Origin of the sequence: Arthrobacter sp. UYCu712 (genome assembly GCF_040547005.1) — a bacterium.
In the GTDB taxonomy this organism is placed as follows: domain Bacteria; phylum Actinomycetota; class Actinomycetes; order Actinomycetales; family Micrococcaceae; genus Arthrobacter.
On the sequence record NZ_JBEPOZ010000038.1, the window covers coordinates 1 to 20,598 of the forward strand.

At 68.1% G+C, this 20,598-nt stretch carries 18 protein-coding genes and 1 pseudogene; 14 read left to right on the forward strand and 5 right to left on the reverse strand.

Features of this window, described 5'->3' with window-relative positions:
• On the forward strand, positions 1-543 hold a 543-nt coding region (locus ABIB51_RS21990; protein ID WP_354191475.1), incomplete at its 5' end, for an IS30 family transposase.
• Positions 544-689: 146 nt separating this feature from the next.
• Here ABIB51_RS21990 and ABIB51_RS21995 read toward each other — a convergent pair.
• Together ABIB51_RS21995 and purN are read right to left on the reverse strand one after the other, a co-directional pair.
• The gene (locus ABIB51_RS21995) at positions 690-1,652 is read right to left on the reverse strand and encodes a collagen-like domain-containing protein (protein WP_354191476.1); all 963 of its coding nucleotides are present in this window, start codon (positions 1,650-1,652) and stop codon (positions 690-692) included.
• 263 nt (positions 1,653-1,915) lie between these two features.
• The gene (gene purN, locus ABIB51_RS22000; protein WP_354191477.1) at positions 1,916-2,512 is read right to left on the reverse strand and encodes a phosphoribosylglycinamide formyltransferase; all 597 of its coding nucleotides are present in this window, start codon (positions 2,510-2,512) and stop codon (positions 1,916-1,918) included.
• A 39-nt stretch (positions 2,513-2,551) separates the two neighbouring features.
• Here purN and ABIB51_RS22005 point away from each other — a divergent pair, with 39 nt between their 5' ends.
• Positions 2,552-2,983 (forward strand): hypothetical protein, encoded by a 432-nt coding sequence (locus ABIB51_RS22005; RefSeq protein WP_354191478.1) that lies wholly within the window; start codon positions 2,552-2,554, stop codon positions 2,981-2,983.
• On the opposite strand, the gene ABIB51_RS22010 is transcribed toward ABIB51_RS22005, so the two are convergent.
• A complete protein-coding gene (locus ABIB51_RS22010; RefSeq protein ID WP_354191480.1) occupies positions 2,980-4,302 on the reverse strand; it encodes a cell division protein PerM in 1,323 nt (440 codons plus the stop codon). The two genes, ABIB51_RS22005 and ABIB51_RS22010, sit on opposite strands and share 4 nt — an antisense overlap.
• Positions 4,303-4,448: 146 nt before the next feature.
• Here ABIB51_RS22010 and ABIB51_RS22015 point away from each other — a divergent pair, with 146 nt between their 5' ends.
• The 4 genes and pseudogenes from ABIB51_RS22015 (at position 4,449) to ABIB51_RS22030 (ending at position 7,108) form a co-directional block, all read left to right on the forward strand.
• Positions 4,449-4,916, forward strand: coding sequence for a DUF4383 domain-containing protein (locus tag ABIB51_RS22015; RefSeq protein ID WP_354191481.1), 468 nt, complete (start codon positions 4,449-4,451; stop codon positions 4,914-4,916).
• Positions 4,917-5,206: 290 nt separating this feature from the next.
• Positions 5,207-5,407: pseudogene (locus ABIB51_RS22020) on the forward strand (aldehyde dehydrogenase family protein); the annotation flags it as partial.
• Positions 5,408-5,413: 6 nt separating this feature from the next.
• On the forward strand, positions 5,414-5,746 hold the full coding sequence (gene fdxA, locus ABIB51_RS22025) for a ferredoxin (protein ID WP_354191482.1): 333 nt from the start codon (positions 5,414-5,416) through the stop codon (positions 5,744-5,746).
• A gap of 201 nt (positions 5,747-5,947) precedes the next feature.
• Positions 5,948-7,108, forward strand: coding sequence for a serine hydrolase domain-containing protein (locus ABIB51_RS22030; RefSeq protein WP_354191483.1), 1,161 nt, complete (start codon positions 5,948-5,950; stop codon positions 7,106-7,108).
• Positions 7,109-7,152: 44 nt separating this feature from the next.
• Here ABIB51_RS22030 and ABIB51_RS22035 read toward each other — a convergent pair whose 3' ends face one another.
• A complete protein-coding gene (locus tag ABIB51_RS22035; RefSeq protein WP_354191484.1) occupies positions 7,153-7,332 on the reverse strand; it encodes a hypothetical protein in 180 nt (59 codons plus the stop codon).
• A 110-nt stretch (positions 7,333-7,442) separates the two neighbouring features.
• On the opposite strand from ABIB51_RS22035, the gene ABIB51_RS22040 reads away from it, so the two are divergent.
• The 8 genes from ABIB51_RS22040 to ABIB51_RS22075 all read left to right on the forward strand — a co-directional run bounded on the left by ABIB51_RS22040 (position 7,443) and on the right by ABIB51_RS22075 (position 19,503).
• Positions 7,443-8,282, forward strand: coding sequence for an HNH endonuclease (locus ABIB51_RS22040; RefSeq protein WP_354191485.1), 840 nt, complete (start codon positions 7,443-7,445; stop codon positions 8,280-8,282).
• Between the two features lie 178 nt (positions 8,283-8,460).
• Entirely contained in the window at positions 8,461-9,897 is a 1,437-nt protein-coding gene (locus ABIB51_RS22045) for a flotillin family protein (protein ID WP_354191486.1), read from the forward strand.
• A gap of 17 nt (positions 9,898-9,914) precedes the next feature.
• Positions 9,915-10,154: an NfeD C-terminal domain-containing protein gene (locus tag ABIB51_RS22050; protein ID WP_354191487.1), complete on the forward strand. Its 240-nt coding sequence runs from the start codon at positions 9,915-9,917 to the stop codon at positions 10,152-10,154.
• A gap of 100 nt (positions 10,155-10,254) precedes the next feature.
• Entirely contained in the window at positions 10,255-11,427 is a 1,173-nt protein-coding gene (locus tag ABIB51_RS22055; RefSeq protein ID WP_354191488.1) for a glycosyltransferase family 4 protein, read from the forward strand.
• Positions 11,424-12,800 (forward strand): UDP-glucose dehydrogenase family protein, encoded by a 1,377-nt coding sequence (locus ABIB51_RS22060; protein ID WP_354191489.1) that lies wholly within the window; start codon positions 11,424-11,426, stop codon positions 12,798-12,800. Before ABIB51_RS22055 ends, ABIB51_RS22060 begins: the two co-directional genes overlap by 4 nt.
• A 280-nt stretch (positions 12,801-13,080) precedes the next feature.
• Positions 13,081-15,201: a putative bifunctional diguanylate cyclase/phosphodiesterase gene (locus ABIB51_RS22065; protein WP_502916195.1), complete on the forward strand. Its 2,121-nt coding sequence runs from the start codon at positions 13,081-13,083 to the stop codon at positions 15,199-15,201.
• A 135-nt stretch (positions 15,202-15,336) separates the two neighbouring features.
• The gene (locus ABIB51_RS22070; RefSeq protein ID WP_354191492.1) at positions 15,337-17,478 is read left to right on the forward strand and encodes a putative bifunctional diguanylate cyclase/phosphodiesterase; all 2,142 of its coding nucleotides are present in this window, start codon (positions 15,337-15,339) and stop codon (positions 17,476-17,478) included.
• A 165-nt stretch (positions 17,479-17,643) separates the two neighbouring features.
• Positions 17,644-19,503, forward strand: coding sequence for a putative bifunctional diguanylate cyclase/phosphodiesterase (locus tag ABIB51_RS22075; protein ID WP_354191493.1), 1,860 nt, complete (start codon positions 17,644-17,646; stop codon positions 19,501-19,503).
• A gap of 50 nt (positions 19,504-19,553) precedes the next feature.
• Here ABIB51_RS22075 and ABIB51_RS22080 read toward each other — a convergent pair whose 3' ends face one another.
• Positions 19,554-20,399, reverse strand: a complete 846-nt coding sequence (locus tag ABIB51_RS22080; protein ID WP_354191495.1) for an SDR family NAD(P)-dependent oxidoreductase — start codon at positions 20,397-20,399, stop codon at positions 19,554-19,556.
• Positions 20,400-20,598: the final 199 nt, after the last annotated feature.

Consider the following 20,598-nt stretch of genomic DNA (forward strand, 5'->3'; position numbering starts at 1 on the left):
TCCAAGCGGCAAGGAGATCTCGGCCATACCCGCCACCCGAGGGTGATCAGAACCCTACGACAGCTCCGAAATTACCCACAACAACACCGTAAGGAAGGAGACCTCATCATCGGCTCCGACGGGACTGCGATCGGCACTCTCGTGGAGCGCTCGACGAGGTTCACGATCCTCCTCCACCTCCCCGGGGACCACACCGCCGACACGGTCGCTGCCGCGATGATCCAGGAGATGGGCCAACTCCCGGACCACCTGCGACGCTCGATCACCTGGGACCGCGGCACCGAACTGGCCGAGTACGCCCGGATCCAAACCGCGCTCGAGACCACGCTCTACTTCTGCGACCCCCACTCGCCCTGGCAACGCGGGACCAACGAGTACACCAACCGGCTCCTCAGGTTCTGGTTCGAGAAAGGCTCCGACCTCTCCGTCCACACCCCCGAGGACCTCCGCCGGGTCGCCGCGAAACTCAACCGCCGGCCCCGTCCCACCCTCAACCCTGAGACCCCAGCCAACCGGCTGAACCAGCTGCTGCACGCAGCCTAAACCCCCCGCGTTGCTCCAACCAGTTGACTTTGCCCACTTGAGAGCCACCCTAAGTGATAGCGCAACTGGTGGTTCAGGCGGAACGGACGACGGCGCCCCTCAGCTTCGTTGCTGAGGGGCGCCGCCGTGCTGTGGCCGGTTCCGGATTACTGGATGCAGGTGACGGAGACCGTCAGCGCAGACGTCTTGGTCTGCACAACGGTCCAGCCGACGGGCTGCCCCGCCGTGTTGAGAGCCGGCTGGCTGGAGGTCACCTGGTTGCTCGCAGCGGTGCTGTAGGTGAAGCCGCCGCCCATCGCCAGGCGTCCGCTAGGGCAGCTGGCCGTCACGGACGAGGTGTTGTCGGTACGCGACACGACAGAGACGCTCGTCGACGCGGCCGCACCGGTTGCACCGGTTGCACCGGTCGCACCCGTGGCGCCGACTTCTCCCGCAGGACCCATTGGGCCGACGGCGCCCGTGGCACCAGCTGCCCCCGTGGCGCCGGTCGCCCCGGTCGCTCCGACAGCGCCCGTTTCACCTTGCGGACCCGTCTCTCCTTGCGCGCCAGTCTCGCCCTGGATGCCCTGGGCACCGGTCTCGCCGGTGTCGCCCGTCTCGCCCTGGATACCCTGCGGTCCCGTGGCACCTATGGCGCCGGTCTCCCCCTTCTCGCCCTGGGCACCGGTCTCGCCGGTGTCCCCCTCCTCGCCCTTCTCGCCTTGGATACCCTGCGGTCCCATGGCACCAATGGCGCCGGTCTCACCTGTGAGCCCTGTGAGGCCGGTAAGGCCCGTGAGCCCCTGCACGCCGTCCGCGCCGGCAGGACCCATCGCGCCCGTCAGCCCCTGTGCGCCCAGAGCGCCGGTATCGCCCTTCAGGCCCTGCAGGCCCTGGATGCCCTGGCTGTTCCAGGAGATCGGAGTCTCCTTCTTCAAGTCGCAGGATGCCCCGGCCGCGAGCACCCTGAGCTCACCGCCGTTGTTGTTGTTGTAGCATCCTTTGATCTCGCTGCCGGCAGGAGTCGACCCCGCTGCGTAGACAGCGGAAACCGCCCCGGTCCCGAGGACCAAGGCGGCGGTAAGACACAGGACTTTAGGACTGGTTTTGGCAAGGCTGAACTGAAACACGGAAGACCCCCTGGAATGGCAAACGGTGAACGAGACGGCGTCAGAATATGTCTCAAATCACACCGCAACCAGCCGTAATTCGCCGTTCCCACTACCTGTCTTTGCGCGGAATGTACTCGTCTTTGTGCAGAGCACTACCTGCTTCGGGGCATGCAGCGCCGGCTCAGTAACGACTACCACCCCGTTGCGCTATCACTCTGGGTGCTTCTGAGCACCCGGGAGCCACCCCAAGTGATAGGGCAACTGGGAGAAACGGGAGCGGGTCAGACGGGCGGGGCGGTCTTCCGCTCAGCGGCGGCAGCGGCCGCGAGGGCGGCCAGGGTGGACACGAGCAGCCGCCGCTCCACGACCTTGATGCGCTCGTGCAGGGACTCCTCTGTCTCGCCGTCGCCGATCGCCACGGCTTCCTGCGCGATGATGGGGCCGGTGTCCACACCGGCGTCGGCCCAGTGCACCGTGCAGCCGGTGACCTTCACGCCGTAGGCGAGGGCGTCCCGCACCCCGTGCGCGCCGGGGAAGGCCGGCAGCAGCGCCGGGTGGGTGTTGAGGTATTTGCCGCCGAAGGCATCGATGAAGTCCGCGCTGACGATGCGCATGAACCCCGAGGAGACCACCACATCGGGTGCGCAGGCGGCGACGGCGTCGGTGAGCGCCGTGTTCCAGGCCGCCCGGTCCGGGTAGGCCTTGAAATCCACCACGAAGGTCGGAATCCCGGCCGCGGCGGAACGTTCCACCCCGTAGGTTCCCGGCCGGTCCGCTCCCACGGCGGCGAGCTCGACGTCCAGCCGGCCCTCTTTCACGGCGTCGATGACAGCCTGGAGGTTGGAGCCGGTGCCGGAAACGAGGACTACTATGCGCATTGTCCTAGCTTATGGGGCCGCTCGCGTAGGCTGGAAAACATGAATCCCCCGAACGACTCCGACACGGGCCAGCGGAGCCAGAACCCGCTCAGTGACGTGGCCAAATCCTCGCAGATGACGACCCAGAACCTGTTTCGCACCTTCATCGTGGTGGTCCTCGGATCGTTCTTCGTGTACCAGCTGGACATCAACTACCTGTGGCTGAGCGCGATCCTTACCGCGGCCGCCATCGTTTTGGGCATCATGGTCCTGGTCCGGGCCGTGAAACTCAAGGAATCCAGGCTGGTGCTGTTCGGCACGATTTCCGGGCTGGTGGTCACGGCCGTCCAGGTCCTTCTGCTGCTGACCTCGGCCCTGTTCTTCACCCAGGTCCGGGACTACCAGGAGTGCGTCCGCCATGCTCTGACGCAGCAGGCCTCTTCCCAGTGCCGCACGCAGCTGGACAAGTCGATGCCGGTGCAGCTGCGCTAGTTGGCGGCGGTTTCCAGATCCGCTTCGCGCAGTTTCTGCTGGCGTTCCAGCCAGGGTCCCGCCGCATATCCGATCACGACGCCGATACCCACCTCCGCGGCCACGAACAGCGCCGTCCGGAGCGGGTCGGGCCCGATGTCCGTCAGCCGTCCGACGCCAGCGGAGCCGCGGGCCAGCCACGCGAGTCCCGCGGCGAGGATCCCGGCCACGCTGCCGACCATGACGCCCAGGGCAAGCGTAGATGCTGCGGCGGTGAACCAGCGGGCGCGGATCTTGATCGACAGCCACTCGTCGAAGTGGTTTTCCCCCTCGCGCAGGAACCACCAGCCGGCCAGGGTGCCGGCGATCACGGGCACCACAAGGGCGGCGAAGCCGAAGTCCAAAGATCCGGCGGGCAGGGCTGCGAACACCGGGATGGAGGGCAGCGGGCCCACCGCGGTGCCGAGCGCGCCGGCCTGCGATCCGGCGCCCAGCGCGAAACCGGCCCCGGAGATCCATGCGAACGCGAACACCACGAGGTTGGGCAGGAACCCGAGTTGGGCGATGGTGAGCACCGCGCCTCCCATGGCCCCGGCGTCGAGCGCCTCAAACACGGCGACGATCAGGTTCCAGTGGATGAACAGGTCGACGGCGAGCAGCACGGCGGACATCGCCAGGCTCGCCATCAGCGCGACGCAGCCGGCCTTGATCGCGGAGCCGAGGTAGGAACCGGCCCAGCGCGAGTGCTGGCTGGTCCTGGACAGCCAGGCCACCGCGTCGACGCCGATCAGCCGGCTCCAGGAGCCGGCCTCCCGCCGGGCGCCGATCACCATGCCCAGCGCAAACGGCACGAGCGGGGCCAGCGCGGCGGCCCAGAGGGTGATGCCGACGTCGGAGGTGCGGCAGATGAAGCCCGTGGTCAGTCCGAAACCGGCGTAGACCAGCCAGGATCCCAGCAGGGCCTGCCACAGCTGGTCCGTATAGGATGCCCGGGCCAGCCGGCGGCCGGCACGCCAGGCGAGCAGGAACGGGATGAGAGTCAGTCCCAGCGGGACCAGCGAGAGGGCGCCCGCGTCCGGCAGGGAAGCGGATCCCGCGCCGGAGCCCACGGTGTGCAGCAGCAGCGGAACGCCATGGATCAGCAGCCAGGCCTGGCCGGCAAGCCGCGCCAGGACATCGGCGCCGCCGTCCTGGAAGCCGGCCGTTGCCCACACCGCGATGATCGGGACCGCCACCACCAGGGCGGAGATGACCGCTGCCTGTGCCGACTCGAGGGCTCCCTGCAGCCACAAAGGCATCGGAAGTCCACGTTCTCCGGTCTGATCAGCGCGCAGTTTCATCGTCTTCCATGGTGCCACGTGGGGCGCCCCGGAACGGCGGCGACAGGCTCAAGCGGCGTAATTCAACAGCGGACCCGGGCGGAGCTTTTTGCACACGTCCGCCGTAAAATTGGAATGTCCGCAATCAGTGGTTGGAGGCAGAAAAAATGACTACCGCATCTCCACATGCACACGGCGTTCACTTTGGACGGACAGACGTCCAGAACGTCGGCATGGGTGTGGGTATCGTCTTAATAGTCGTGGGCATCCTGGGGTTCATCCCTGGCATCACCACGCAGTACAGCGAACTGGCGTTCTTCGGACCTGCGTCCCACGCCATGTTCCTAGGCCTGTTCCAGGTGTCAATGTTGCTGAACATCGTTCAGCTCGCGATTGGCGCAACGGGCTTGACCATGTCCCGGAATGCCATGGGCGCCCGGAACTTCCTGATGGGGTTCGGCCTGCTGTACATCATCCTTAGCGTCTACGGGCTCATCGTTGGGGTGGGGTCGGCGGCCAATTTCCTGTCGCTGAACGCCATGAGTGCGTGGACTTTGCTGATCCTGGGCGCCGCAATGCTGGGCGCCGGCTGGCTGATGTCCAGGCATCTGGAGGAGGATTCAAAAACCCGGTAAGCGAACCACCGGGATATAGGGAGCCGCGAATGAGTAACGTTTCATAGCAATCAGAAAATTCGTACTACCTGCTGGTGCAGTGGCCTCGCGGAAACGCAGCGGCTGCACCAGCTTTCCTTTGCCCGGCACCCGGTTCCGGCGAACGACGGCGAGCGCCGTGCCCCCAGCATGCGAACGACGACTACGGCGGTCCGCCCGCCCCCGCGCCAGCCCGACACCCGAAAACCGCACTCCTGTAAAAATTTTCACTTTACCTAAGACGGAATCGTTGACTGAGTAAAAATCTTCACTACGACTCGCTGGCCCGCTCCACGGACTTCGCCGCCCGGGCGCAGGCCGGCGTCATCAAGGTCAACCGTCCGACGGCGGGCCTGGACCTGAACGTCCCGTTCGGCGGCGTCAAGGACTCCTCCACCAACACGTTCCGCGAACAGGGGAAGTCCGCGCTGGACTTCTTCACCTGGGGCAAGACCGTCTACACGGGTGTGTAGCTCGCCATGACGTACGTGATCGCGCAGCCCTGCGTGGATGTGAAGGACAAAACCTGCATCGACGAATGCCCGGTGGACTGCATCTACGAAGGCGAACGCTCGCTCTACATCCACCCTTCCGAGTGTGTGGACTGCGGCGCCTGCGATCCCGTCTGCCCGGTCGAGGCGATCTACTACTCGGACGACGTCCCGGACGAGTGGGCCGACTACGTCCGCGCCAATGTGGAGTTCTTCGATGAGCTCGGGTCACCGCAAGGAGCCGCGGCCCTGGGGAACCTGGGCCGGGACCACCCCGTGGTGACGGCGCAGCCCGCGCTTTCGCTGGCCGACGACGGCTGAGTTCGGCTGAGTCCATCTGCCGCCACCGGTTGCCGAAAACGGCCGCTAAGCCACCGCGCTTAGCGGCCGTTTCCGTCGAAGGATGCGGGTAACCATCCGCACTTGACGTCACGGGCCGCGCTGAGGAGCATCAAAGAGTCAGGGCGGCCGCCGGCACGGACCAGCCCCTCGCCCGGGCTGCACTTAGGACTCGTTATGTCCATGTCCAGGATTCGCACAGCAGCAATCTTCCGGTGCGCGGCCCCGCTGGGCGCCCTCGTCCTCGCAGCGGCGCTGGGCGGGTGCACTCTGGGCCCATTACCGCCGGTCGAGCCGCCTGCCTCACCCGTCAGCTACCGTGCCATGCTGGATCAGTTCAGCAAGAGGCTGCTCGACGCCGGCGCGCCCGCGGTGCTGGTCCAGGTCCGGGTGGGATCGGACAAGTGGTCCCAGTCGTACGGGGTCAGGGACCTTGCCAGCCGTGCAACGGCAGAGGTGTCCGGCCCGGTCCACGTCGGTAACGTCACCAAGTCCATGGTGGCGGTGGCCGTGCTCAAGCTGGCAGAGGAGGGAGTCCTCCAGCTCGATGCACCCGCCAGTGCCTATCTGCCCCAGTTTGACCCGGTCCTGCATCCCCCGGAATCCGTTTCCGTGCGGCAGTTGTTGCAGCATCGTTCCGGGATGCCGTCCGTGAGCGGGCCGCTGTTCGATCCTGCGACGGTGCGGCAGGCACTGACGCAGGGTGTGGGCATGCCGGAACTGCTGGCCATGGCGGGCCGGATGCCGTGGGAGAGGAGGCTTGCCCAGGGGTTTGAATATTCAGACTCGAACTACATCGCCCTCGGGATGATCGTCGAGCGGATCCGGGGCCGGCCCATCGGCGACGTCATCCGCACCGACATCGTCGAACCCCTGGACCTGAGCGCCACCCGCATGACAGCGCCCGGCCCGCCGCCGTCGTCCATGGTCCACGGTTACATCACGCTGGACGGCCAGCCCCTCGACGTGACCTACCCGGCCGCCCAGATCGGTAACGCCGCGCTAGGCATGGTCTCCAACGTGGCGGACCTGAACTCGTTCTACCGGGCCCTGCTGCAGAACAAGCTGCTGCAGCCCGCCACCACCAAGGAGATGCAGAGCCCGCCGTACGCCAAGTACGGGCTCGGCGTTTTCCGCTGGAACGATCTCTGCACCAACGACTTCTACTACGGGCACACCGGCGACGTGCCCGGTTACGGCACCATTGCCCTGGCCAGCGCCGACGGCACCCGGCAGCTGGCGATGGCCGTGGCCTACCCGCCGGAACCGCTGCTGGCCGGGGTGAATCCGGCGCTGCAGGAAATGGAAACCATTGCGGTGGACGCGCTCAACTCCACGTGCTGAGCGGGGCATGCGTTGGACGCCGCGCGCCGGCCGACGGGGACCCGCTAGAAGCGCAGCAAGGAGTACGGCACGCTGGGGAGGGTGCCCGCCGTCCACGGGCGCTCCGGCTTTTCCTGCGGAATCTTGCCGTGGCCGTCCCGCCACACGAGGACTGCCGTGCCGGCAATCGCCAGCAGCACCACTGCGGCGAGGAGGAACAGAACGACGACGATGGACCCGGACATTTCTCGAACACCTCTTGCCTTAATTTTACGCCTCGCACGGCTTCCTGGACCCGGGCCGGGCCACACTTCGGAGGCATGACGCGGACCGGCGGGACTGCGACAATGGGCAGATGACAGCCATCATCCTGGTGTGGAACCCCGGGCACTGGAACGCGTGGACTTACCCGGAAGTGGTGGAGCAGGTCGCCGAAACGGGCCGGTTCCTGGCGACCTGGAGTGTGGGCGCGCAGGCGGACATCCCTTCCGGCGCGGACGCCTGGCTCCTGTTCCAGGGCCGCCGCGGCGGCGGGCTGATCGGTCACGGCGTCGTGGTCTCCGAGCATCCGGGCGACGACTCCCCCCTGAACATCCGGGTGGCCTTCGACGCCCTGCTGCCCGCCGGCGACCACATCGAGGCCGGGATGCTCGCAGAAGCCGTGCCCGGCGTGGAGTGGGACATCCTCCACGATTCCGGGCTGACCGTCGATCCGGCCGATGAGCCACGGCTCCGCGCGCTCTGGCAGAGCTCCGGCCCGGCGGCCGGGGCGGATCCCACCCAGCCCGTGCCCGGCACTTTCCCGGACGAGGCCGTCAGCCGGGTGGCGGTGAACCGCTACGAACGGAGCGCGGACGCGCGGCGGGCGTGCATCGCGCACCACGGCACCCGTTGTGCCGCGTGCGGCTTCTCCTTCGAAAGCGCGTACGGCGAGCCCGGCAGGGACTTCATCCAGGTCCACCACGTGGTCCCGGTCTCCCAGCTCGGCAGCGGCTACCAGCTGGATCCGGTCACCGACCTGGTGCCGCTCTGCGCCAACTGCCATGCCATGGCGCACCACGGCGTCCGGACACCCCGGACCGTCGCGGAACTGCGGCGGATCCTGGGAACCGCGGGATACCTGGCGGGTCAAACGCTGAGTCCGGAAGAGCTGGAAGCCCAGCGGGACGCCCGGCGGATCCTGGAACAGCACTAGCCGGGCCGGGACCGGGTTCTTCGATTTTCTGGACTTCCCGGCAGGGCGGACACAGACTGTCTACAACAGCTGACTGGGCGGCTCACATATCCAGCATCCAAGCCAGCCGGGGACGGGCAGCAGCACCGTTTGGGGGCGTTGCCTACCGCCTTTTCCACCGCCGTGAAAGGACCTGGTTATGCCGGACTTGTCATTCTTCTATCCCCTCATTGCCATCATTGTCGGGGCGATCGTCGTCATCGGCGTCATCTGGGTGGCCACCAAACTGATGTGGAAGGTCGCGGAGCCCAACGAGGCGCTTATCATCTCCGGCCTGACGCGCGGCACCCTGGAAACCCGGGAAGGGATGGACTTCAAGATCGTCACCGGAAAGGGTGCCCTTGTGCTGCCCGGCCTCCAGACGGTCCGGGCCCTGTCGCTGACGCTGAACGAGACCGAACTCAAGGTCTCCTGCGTGACCTCCCAAGGCATCCAGGTCATTGTCGAGGGTGTGGTGATCTACAAGATCGGCGACGCCCCGCCCTTCATCGCCAACGCCGCGCGCAGGTTCCTCGGCCAGCAGCCCAAAATGCAGAGCCAGGTCTACAACGTCTTCGAAGGGCACCTTCGCTCCATCATCGGCAGCATGACCGTGGAGGAAATCATCCGCGAGCGCGACAAGCTGGGCTCGCAGGTCCGCAGCGCCAGCGGCGTCGAAATGGAAAAGCTCGGCCTGGTGGTCGATTCGCTGCAGATCAAGGACCTGCAGGATCCCACCGGCTACATCCAGAACATCGCCAAGCCGCACATCGCCCAGGTGAAGATGGAGGCCCGGATCGCCGAGGCCACCCGGAACCGTGAGGCGGCGGAAAAGGAAGCCGAGGCGGAGGCGCTCATCGCCGACGCCCAGAGCATTTCCGCGATCAGGCAGTCGCTGGCACTGGCCAATGCCGAGAAGGCAAAGGCCAATGCCGCGCAGGCCGGTCCGCTGGCCGACGCCACGGCCCGCCAGCAGGTGGTGGTCCAGGAAACCGAAGTCGCCAAGCTGGAGGCGGACCGCGAGGAACAAAAACTCCAGACCACCGTCCGCAAGCCCGCCGACGCCAAGGCCTACGCCAAACGCACCGACGCGGAAGGCCAGAAAGCCGCCGACATCAGCGCGGCCGAGGCGCTGGCCCGGCGCACCGAACTCGAGGCCCAGGTCAACGCCCGGCGCACCGAACTCCAGGCCCAGGCCAACGCCACCGCCGCGGCTGCCGCAGCCGGCGCCACCCGCGTCACCGGCGAAGCCGAGGCGGCCGCCACGAAGGCCCGCGGTGATGCGGCTGCTTCCGCCATCAAAGCCAAGGCGCTGGCCGAGGCGGAGGGCATCAAGGCGCGCGGCGAGGCGCTCGGCACCAACCAGGACGCCGTCATCTCCCAGCAGCTCGCCGAGAACATGCCGGCCATCATCGCGGCGGCAGCCGAGCCCTTTGCGCACGTCGGGCAGCTCACCGTCCTCAACGGCGGCGAGGGCATCAACCGGATGATCGGCGGGATATTAGCCCAGGTGGGCGACTACCTCCCGGCGCTCCGGTCCTCCCTCAAGAACGGCAAGGACACCGCGAAGCGGCCTCCGAAAGCGCCGGACGCGTAGCGGGCGCAGGGACAGCCATGCACAGGGATTTTGACCGGAGCCTGACCGGCAAAATCGGCCGGGTCACCGGCCGGATCGCGCCGGGCACCATCGGCGAGGTCATGCTGCCGTTCCGCGGCGGCACCAGCGCCTTCCACGCCCATCCCTTCGACAAGGCCAGCGTCTTCGAGGTGGGCGAGCAGGTCCTTGTCATCTATTTGGAACCGCCGCAGACGGTCTACGTGGACGAGCTCCCGGACGTGCTCAGGCGGGATTAGCCCTTCCCGCCGGCCACCGCGCCCTCCTGTTAACCCACTCTTCCCTCACCGGTCACGCCCGCTCCCCCGCACCGACAGCAGGCGCCCGCACCGTGGAGGGGTGAGGATCGCAATCGTGGCCGAATCATTCCTGCCGCTCATGAACGGGGTAACGCACTCCATCCTGCGCGTGCTGGAGCATCTCCAGGAACGCGGGGACGACGTGCTGGTGATCGCGCCGGCCACGCAGGACGCTGACGTTCCTGCGGAGGTGTGCGGGGCGCATGTCCACCGGCTCCCCTCGGTGCCGGTGGCCGGATACCCGAATATCCGGGTGGCGATGGGCGGCGTGTATCGGGTCAAGAGAGTCCTTGCCGATTTCGCGCCCGACGTCGTGCACCTGGCGTCCCCGTTCGTGCTCGGCTGGCGGGCGGCGCAGGCCGCGCACAAGCTCGGCATCCCCACCGTGGCCATCTACCAGACCGAGGTCCCCGGCTACGCGGCGCGCTACGGCGTCCCGTTCCTCGAGAACTGGGCCTGGCGCCGGGTGGAGGACATCCACCTGCTGGCCTCCCGCACCCTGGTCCCCTCGACCTTCGCGCTCAACCAGCTCCGCGGCCGCGGCATTCCGCGCGTGGACATGTGGCGGCGCGGCGTCGACTCCGTGCGGTTCAACCCGGACAAGCGCGACGCCGGCTGGCGGGCTTCCGTGGCCCCGGACGGCGAGCGCATCATCGGCTACGTCGGCCGGCTCGCCGTCGAAAAGCAGGTGGAAGACCTCGCCGTGCTGGCCGAGATCCCCGGCACGCAGCTGGTGATTGTCGGCGACGGGCCGCAGCGGCAAACCCTCGAGGCGGCCCTGCCCGGGGCGGTGTTCACCGGCTTCCTCGGCGGCGAGGACCTGGCCCGCGCCGTGGCCTCCTTCGACCTCTTTGTGCACCCCGGCGAGTTTGAAACCTTCTGCCAGACCATCCAGGAGGCCATGGCATCCGGCGTGCCCGTGGTCGCCACGGGCCGCGGCGGCCCGCTGGACCTGGTGGAGAACTCCCGCACCGGCTGGCTCTACCAGCCCGGAGACCTCGCCGGGCTGCGTGCCCGGGTGACGGACCTGACCGGCGATGACGCCAAGCGCCGCGCGTTCGCCGCGGCAGCCCACGCCTCCGTCCAGGGCCGGACGTGGTCCGCCCTGGGCGCTGAGCTGGTCCAGCACTACCAAGCCGTGATGTCCGAAACCGCCGGTGACCGTGCCGGCCGGAGCCCTGAATCGCCCACCCCGCAAGGAGCAACCCTGTGAAAATCTCCGTGATCGGTTGCGGCTACCTCGGCGCCGTGCACGCCGCCACCCTGGCCTCGATGGGGCACACCGTGGTGGGGATCGACGTCGATCCCGCCAAAGTGGAGCACCTCGGCCGGGGCGCTGCCCCCTTTTTCGAGCCGGGCCTGGACGAGCTGCTCGCTGACGGCCGCGCCACCGGACGGCTCGGCTTCTCCACCGACTTTGCCGACGCGGCCGGCGCGGAACTGCACTTCCTCTGCGTCGGCACACCCCAGTCCAAGACGTCCGACGGCGCCGACCTCAGCTACCTCGTCGCCGCCACCCGCGCCCTGATCCCCTACCTGCAGCCCGGCGCCGCCGTGGTGGGCAAGTCCACCGTTCCCGTCGGCACGGTGGACATGCTCAGCGGTGTGCTGTCCGCCCGGCCGGACGTACCCCTGGGCTGGAACCCGGAATTCCTGCGCCAGGGAACGGCGGTCAAGGATTCCCTCGTGCCGGACCGCCTGGTCTACGGCGTCCCGGACGCCCCCGGGGAAAACACCGCCGTGACCGCGGCCCTGGACGCCGTCTACGGACCCCTGCTGGCGGCCGGGATTCCGCGGCTCGTGTGCAACTTCGCCACAGCGGAACTGATCAAGTCGGCGTCGAACGCGTACCTGGCCACCAAGCTCAGTTTCATCAACGCCATGGCCGAACTCTGCGACGCCTCGGGCGCCGACGTGGCGCAACTTGGCGCGGCCATGGGCCTGGATCCACGCATCGGCGGCCGGTACCTGCACGCCGGCCTCGGGTTCGGCGGCGGCTGCCTGCCCAAGGACATCCGCTCCCTCCGGGTCCAGGCGTCCGCGCTGGGCGTCGATTCGGTGGACCGGTGGATGGAAACGGTGGACGCCATCAACCGGGACCAGCGCACCCGGACGGTGGAGCTGGCCCGGGAACTCTGCGGCGGCCGGCTCAGCGGCCGGCGGATCACGGTGCTGGGCGCGGCTTTCAAACCGGACACGGACGACATCCGCGACTCCCCTGCCCTCGACGTCGCCCAGCAGCTGGCGGCGGCCGGTGCACACGTCATTGCCACGGATCCGGCCGCGAACAGCAATGCCGCACTGCTCTGCCCCCAGCTACGCTTCGAATCCTCCACGGCCAAAGCGCTCGACGGCGCCGAACTGGTGCTGCTGCTGACCGAATGGGCCGAATATATCGAGCTCTCACCGGCAGCCGCGGGCGGCCTGGTCCGCCGCCGGACCCTGCTGGACGCCCGCAACGTGCTGGACGCAGCCGCGTGGGAGGCGGAAGGCTGGACGGTGCATGGCCTCGGGCGCCTCGGACGCGGGACGGCCGGGGTGCTCAGCGGCGTGGCCAGCCTGTCAACCAGCGGCACGGCCCCGTGATCACGCCCCGCGGCCACCGCTGACGGGATCCGCCCCTGCGTCGTTGCACCGGGCACCCGCGCTGCACCCCTATGATTTCCTGAAGGGGAGGACAGCAAATGGAACATCGGTCTCACATACACGTGTCGGTGGCTGCGTGACGGAGTCATCGCGCCCGGACGCGCACGACGCGCACCACGCCCCACACGACGCCGCGGATCCCGCGGACACCGACGGCTTCGGCGCACCCGCAGCACGATCGGATCCGTCGGCACCGCGGCCTGTCCCCTCGCCACAGGCCATTGTTGAGGCAAGCCGGGATGCGCTCCTGGTCGTTGCCGAGGACGGCACCATCACCATGGTCAACGCCGCCACGGAACGCATGTTCGGATACGCCCGTGAGGAGCTCCTGGGCCAGGACCACCGGATGCTGCTGGAGGGCTTCCGCGACGGCTTCCAGCGGCTCTTCCTCGCCCTGCGCAACGACGCCGACGCCGCCGAGCTCCCGCCGGTGGAGGCCTATGGCCTGCGGCGGGACGGCTCCGAATTCCAGGGCGAAATGTCCTGCTCGCTGGTCATCCCGGACGGGCACGCACGCACCGACGCCACCTCCGACGCGGAGGTCTGCCTGGCCGTGATGATCCGGGATACCTCACACCGGCAGGCAGCCGACGCGGGCCTGCGCGAGGCGATGTCGCTGCTGACGGCAACGCTGGAATCCACCGCGGACGGCATCCTTGTGGTCAGCGGTGAGGGGCAGATCGCCAGTGTCAACAACCAGTTCGTCTCCATGTGGGGAATCCCCCGGGAACTGCTGGCCACCCAGGACGACGACGCCGTGCTCGGTTTCGTCCTGAGCCAGCTGGCGGATCCCGCCCAGTTCATCGAAAAAGTCACCGCGCTCTACGCCGACCCCACAGCGGAAAGCCACGACGTCCTGGACTTCCTCGACGGCCGCACGTTTGAACGCTATTCCCGGCCGCAGCTCGTGGCGGACGAGGTCGTCGGCCGGGTCTGGAGCTTCCGTGACGTCACCCCGGCACGGATCGCGCAGGACCAGATCACCCAGGCCATGGCCGAGCTCGCCGAGCAGGCCGCCCAGCTCAAGGCCCTCGCCTTCCAGGACCCGCTGACCGGGCTGTCCAACCGCCAGCTCTTCAACGACCGCCTCGCCGGCGCACTGCAGGGGCCGGACGGCACCGCCGTCGACGTCTTGCTGCTGGACCTGGACGACTTCAAGGAAGTCAACGACATCCTCGGCCACCACGCCGGTGACCAGATGCTGATCGAGGTGGGGCGGCGGCTGCGCGCCTGCGTCCGTCCCGACGACGTTGTAGCACGCCTGGGCGGCGACGAATTTGTGGTGCTGCTGGAGGGCTCGCTCGATCCCGAGGCGGCCGCGGAGCGGATCGTCGAATCCCTGCGGGTGCCGCTGTGGACTGACGGGACCATGCTGCGGCCAAGCCTGAGCCTGGGTCTGGCGTCGCTCAACGAGGACGCCTTGGACGCCTCCGAGCTGCTGCGGCGGGCCGACGTCGCGATGTACGCGGCCAAGACGGCCGGTAAGAACAGGTACCTGCGGTTCCGGCCGGAGATGATGACCGGCCTCGTGCAGCGCACGGAGATGGAAGCCGGGCTGCGGCTGGCCGTGGACAGTGGCCAGATCACCGTGCACTACCAGCCGATCGTCTCGGCCGGGCTCGGCGTCGTGGTCACTGTCGAGGCCCTGGCCCGCTGGGACCGGGACGGCGCAATCGTCCCGCCGCAGCGGTTCATTCCTGTCGCGGAGCGCAGCGGCCTGATCGTCGAGATCGGCACCGAGGTGCTGCTCAGGGGCTGCACGGAAATGAAGTCCTGGCTCGCGGAGGACACCTCGCGGTCCCTCGCCGTCAACGTTTCCGGGGTGCAGCTGCAGCACGGCGACTTCGCCGAGCTGGTCCTGGCCGTCACCCAGTCCTGCGGCGTGGACATGCGCCAACTGGTCCTGGAAGTCACCGAAAGCGTCTTCTTCGGCGACGACTGCCATGTGATCCAGCAGCTAATGGCTCTCCGGAAGGCCGGCGCCCGCGTGGCGCTGGATGACTTCGGCACCGGCTATTCCTCGCTCGGCAGGCTTCAGGACCTGCCCGTGGACACCCTGAAAATCGATCAGTCCTTTGTCGCGATGATCCATACGGGCGGGGAGAAGCTGCCGATCCTCTCGTCCATGGTCAGCATGGCGCACGGCCTGGGCCTGCGGGTCACTGCCGAGGGCGTGGAGACCGCGGCCCAGGCCGAATACCTCATGAGGCTGGAGTGCGATTCGCTGCAAGGGTTCTTCTTCTCCGGCGCCGAACCGTGGCCGGACCTGGCCTCGGCGATCAGCCGTTCGGTCGAGGCGTTCGCGTCCTTGCGCGGCGATCGGGTGTCGGGAAACCGGTAGCGGGCCCCGGCGGGGCCCGGCGCCGGAAAATACCTGAGCCCAGGTGCTGGACACAGCGCCCGGGCACCCTATGATCAGGGAAACGTATTGTGCCCTGCGTCACTACCGGGGCCGGTCAACAACAGTTGAGTCAACATGAGTTCGTCAACAACCGTCGCTATGGGGGCCGGGATCGCCGTGGGAACTGGGTTCGAAGAGACCTTGCTTGAGCAGGGTCCAGATGCCTTCTTGCTGCTGACCGCGGACGGCAGCATCGCGTACGTGAACGCCGCCGCGGAGGCCCTGTTCGGATATCCGCGCGAAGAACTGCTCGGCGTCCAGCACGTCATCCTGCTCACCGAGGACGAGCGCGGAGGATTCCTGCGCGTCTTTGGCCGGCTGGGCCGCGGGAACCCCACCAAGCGGCCGTTCGCGGCGGCAGGCCGCCGTCGGGATGGCACCGAAATCGCCTTGGAGGTCACCTGCTCGCTCGTGACGTTCGACGCCGGCACCGCCATGGCGGTGGCCGTCCGCGACGCGAGCCACCGGACGGACAACGATTCCGGCCGCCGGATGGCCGTCTCGCTCCTCGACGCCACGCTGGAAACCACCGCCGACGGGATCGTGGTGGTCTCCAGCGAGGGGCAGATCACCGGGATCAACAACCAGTACCTTAGGCTCATGGGCATGCCGCCGGAGCTCGTGGCCGCCGAGGACCCGATGACCCTGGTCAGGTTCATCGCCGAACAACTGGTCCACCCCGAGTACTTCCTGGACAAAGTCAGCTCGCTCCACGCGGACCGGCTGATGCAGAGCCACGACGTGCTGGACTTCAAGGACGGCCGGACCGTGGAGCTCTACTCGCGTCCGCAGAAGGTCGCGGACACGATCGTCGGCCGGATCTGGAACTTCCGCGACATCTCCTCCCGGCAGCGCGCCCAGGACCAGGCCCGGCGTGCCATGGAGGAACTCGCCGAGCAAGCGGACAAGCTCAAGGAGCTCGCCTTCCAGGACCCGCTGACCGGGCTGGCCAACCGGATGCTCTTCAACGACCGGGCCGCCGCGGCGCTGCTGACCCCCAAGCCGGTGCACGTGCTGCTGCTGGACCTGGACGATTTCAAGGAAATCAACGACGTCCTGGGCCACCAGGCCGGCGACGAGATGCTGGTGGAGATTTCCCGGCGGCTGCAGAACTGCGTGGGCCCGCACGGCACCGTGGCGCGGCTGGGCGGCGACGAATTCGTGATCCTCCTGGTGGGCTGCCGCGACTCCGATGCGGTCGCGCAGCGGGTGGTGGCGGCCCTGAACGCCCCGGTCTCCATCGAGGGCACGCTGATCCGGCCGGGCCTGAGCCTGGGCGTGGCCTCGCGGAGCGGCGAGGGGATGACGTCCTCGGAGCTGCTCCGGCAGGCGGACCTGGCGATGTACGCGGCCAAGGAGGCCGGCAAGAACTGCTACGTGCACTTTCAACCAGCGATGCTCGCCGCGCTCCTGGAGCGCACCCAGCTCACCGCCGGGCTGCGGCGCGCCGTGGAACTGGGCCAGATCACCGTGCACTACCAGCCCGTCATCTCCACGGACCGGCTCGACGTCGTGCAGTTCGAGGCCCTGGCCCGCTGGGACTGGGGCGGGCACATGATGGCGCCTGACGAGTTCATCCAGGCCGCGGAGCGCAGCGGCCTGATCCGGGACATCGGCGCCGAGGTGCTGCGGCGCAGCTGCACCGAGCTGCAGCCCTGGCTGGCCGCGGATTCCTTCCGGACCCTGGCCGTAAATGTCTCCGGCGTCCAGCTGCAGCACCGCGACTTCGCGGAACGGGTCCTGGACATCGCGGCCTGGAGCGGCGTCGATCCGCACCAGCTGGTGCTGGAAGTGACCGAGAGCGTGTTCTTCGACGCCGACACCCACGTCATCACCCAGCTCGCCAGCCTGCGCGCAGCCGGGATCCGGGTGGCGCTGGACGACTTCGGGACCGGCTACTCCTCGCTGGGCCGGCTGCAGGAACTCCCGGTGGACGTGGTCAAGATCGACAAGTCCTTTGTGTCCATGCTGCAGACCGGGGTGGAGAAGCTCCCCATCCTCACCTCGATGATCCACATGGCCCGGAGCCTGGGGCTCAAGGTCACGGCCGAGGGCATCGAGACCCCGGCCCAGGCACGGTACCTGATGGAACAAGGTTGCGACGCCCTGCAGGGTTACCTGTTCTCCCGTCCAGTGCCGGAATCGGAGCGGCAGGCAGCGGTGCGGAACTCCGCGGCGGCAATCGCGGCCCTGGAAGGCGTGCCTCTCGCCGGGTAGGGCCTACGCCTCCCCGGTCTAAGGGCAAGGCGACACAATCGGACTCCGCCTCGAACCGACGGCGTGGCGGTGGGCCGGACCACATATGATGCTGGAAGCGCAGCCCACCGAGTTCTCCGCCCGGTGCCTGCAACTCGTATCTGACGCTTGGGGGCAGGCAACATCTTGGAATCTGGATTCGCACACGTCTTACTCGAACACTCCCCGGACGCGCTCCTGCTGCTCGCTCCGGACGGATCCATTTCCTTCCTGAATGCGGCGGCCGAGGACCTCTTCGGCTACACCCGTGCCCAGCTCCTCGGCGCTGATTCCAGTCTTCTGCTGGCCGAGTCCTCCCGTGAGGCATTCCACGGGGTGCTTGTCGGCCTGGGCACTGCTTCCCGGCGCTCCCGGGAGCCGTTCGCCGGCTCCGGCCGCCGCGCCGACGGCACCGAGGTCGCCGTCGAAATCACCTGCTCGTTGCTCCCTGCCCGGGCTCCGGGCACTGACGGCAGCACGCAGGCCCTGGCCTCCGGGCCGGAGGTCGCGTTGTCCGTCCGCGGCGCCGGCCACCGGCACGCCCACGTCCAGGCCCCGGCGCAGCGGCACCCTCCCGTTCAGCGGAATACCCAGACGCACGACGCCGGTGCGGGCGCCGCGGCGGCGGCGGCCGCGGCGCACCGGCACCGCCCTGGCGCTGCCGCTGGAGCGGCCGCTCCGCTGGCGTTTGTCGAGCACGATGACCAGCTCAAGGCCGGGGTGCTGCGGGATCCGCTGACCGCGCTGCCCAACGGGACCCTGTTCAACGAACGCCTGGCCGCAGCCCTGCGCCGCCCGGACCCCGTGGATGTGCTGCTGCTGAACCTCGACGATTTCAGGAGCATGACCGACATGCTGGGCCGTTCCGCCGCTGACGAGCTCCTGGTGGAGGTGGCCAGCCGGCTGCGCAACTGCGTCCGGCCGCACGACACCGTGGCCCGGCTCGGCGGCGACGAATTCGTTGTGCTGCTGACCGAGTGCCTGAACGCGGACGCGGTGGCCACGCGGATCGCGGAGTCGCTGCTGGTGCCGCTGCGCGTCGGCCGCTCCATGGTGCGGCCCGGCGTCACCATGGGCCTGGCGTCCAAGACACCCCAGACGCACGACGGCGCGCAGCTGCTGCGGCAGGCCGACGCGGCGCTGGCCGCGGCGAAGGACGGCGGCCAGCACAGCTGGCTGCGGTTCCGGCCGGAGATGCTGACCACGGCCGTGCACCGGGCCGACGGCGAAACCGGGCTTCGGCGGGCCGTGGAGCTGGGCCAGATCTCGGTCCACTACCAGCCCGTGGTGTCCCCCGGCCTCGGCGCCGTGGTGCAGTTCGAGGCCTTCGCGCGCTGGGAACGGCACGGCAAGCTGATTCCGCCCAACCAGTTCCTCCCGGTGGCGGAGCAGAGCGGACTGATCCGGGAGATCGGCGACGAGGTCCTGCGGCGCGCGTGCGCGGAGATCCGGCCCTGGCTGGCAGGGGACGCCGCGTACAGCGTCGCGGTGAACGTCTCGGGCCTGCAGTTCCAGAATCGCGATTTCGGCACGGAGGTGCTGGCGATTGTGGCGTCCACCGGCGTGGACCCGCGGCAGCTGACGCTGGAGCTCACCGAGAGTGTGTTCTTTGACGCCGGGACGGACGTACTCCGGCAGTTGCACCAGCTGCGGGAGGCCGGCGTGAAGATTGCCATGGACGACTTCGGCACCGGCTATTCGTCCCTCGGCCGGCTCAAGGAGCTGCCGCTGGACAACGTCAAGATAGACCGTTCCTTCGTGGCGATGATCAAGACCGGCCAGGAGCAGTTGCCGTTCTTCCACACCATGGTCACGGCCGCGCATGCCCTGGGCCTGAAAGTCACAGCGGAGGGTATCGAGACACCAGCGCAGGCCACGTACCTGATGGACCGCGGCTGCGACTCGCTGCAGGGCTACCTGTTCGCGAAGCCGGCCCCGGCCAGCGAACTGGCCGGGACCATGGAAAGCGCACTCACGGCAATCGACCGGGTCGACGCCGCGCACTGAGTCAGGCGGCTACTCGGCGCCGCGCGCTGAGTCAGGCGGCTACTCGGCGGTTACGCCGGGGAGTCGAGCTTGTCGAGGTCCTGCGCCACCATGGCTTCGCTGCGGTCCCACAGCTCCCGCGCCAGCTCTGCGTCGTACGCCTGCTTGTTGGCCTTGGCGAGGGCCCTCTTGGCGTAGTAGGCCCCTGAGATCCAGTCCTGCCCAGGCGTCGCGGTAGCGAGCCACACAAGCGTGTCTGCGCCCTGTTCCGGGCTCAGCAGGAAACGGTTGAGGAAGGTCTTGTACGCGTGCCGCATCGGGCTGGTGGATTCCGCCGCGAAGTTGGTGGCGACGACGCCGGGGTGGAAGGCCGCCGTCGAGATACCCTCGGCGCCGTAGCGGTGGTGCAGCTCCGTGGTGAAAAGGATGTTCGCGAGCTTGCCGGTGCCGTAGGCACGGTTGGTGGAGTAGTTCTGCGCCGAGTCGAGGTCGTGCAGGTTCAGCTTACCGAAGTTGTTAGCGGCGCTGGCGGTGTTGATGACGCTGGCGTTGCTTTCCGTGAGCACGTCCATCAGCTCGGTGGTGAGCAGGAATGGTGCCAGGTGGTTGATCTGGAACGTCTTTTCGTGGCCGTCCACAGTGAGCTCCCGTGCGCCCATGATCCCGCCGGCGTTGTTGGCCAGGACGTCGATCCGCGGGTACTTCTCTTTCAGCTGTGCGGCGAGCTCGCGCACCTGGGCCAGTTCCGCGAAGTCGGCGACGAAGTAGTCCGCGCCGATCTTCTTCGCGATGCGTTCGGTCTTCCCGGCGGAACGCCCGACGACGACCACCCGCTCCCCTTGCTGGCTCAGGGTCCGTGCAGCGGACGCGCCGATGCCGTCGCTGGCCCCGGTGATGACAATGGTCCGTGCGGTCATGAAGTGTCCCCTTGATTGATGCGGCTTGATTGATGCGGCGGCCGCGCGTGCAACGACGATGGTACAACGCGGCCGGCGCAGGTTATGTTCCGGCCGGTTTACGGGTTTTGTGGTTTGGGGGGTTAAATGCGGGAGAGCCTCCAGACGTGTGTCTGGAGGCTCTCGACCGTTTTAATGATGTTCCGGCGGTGACCTACTC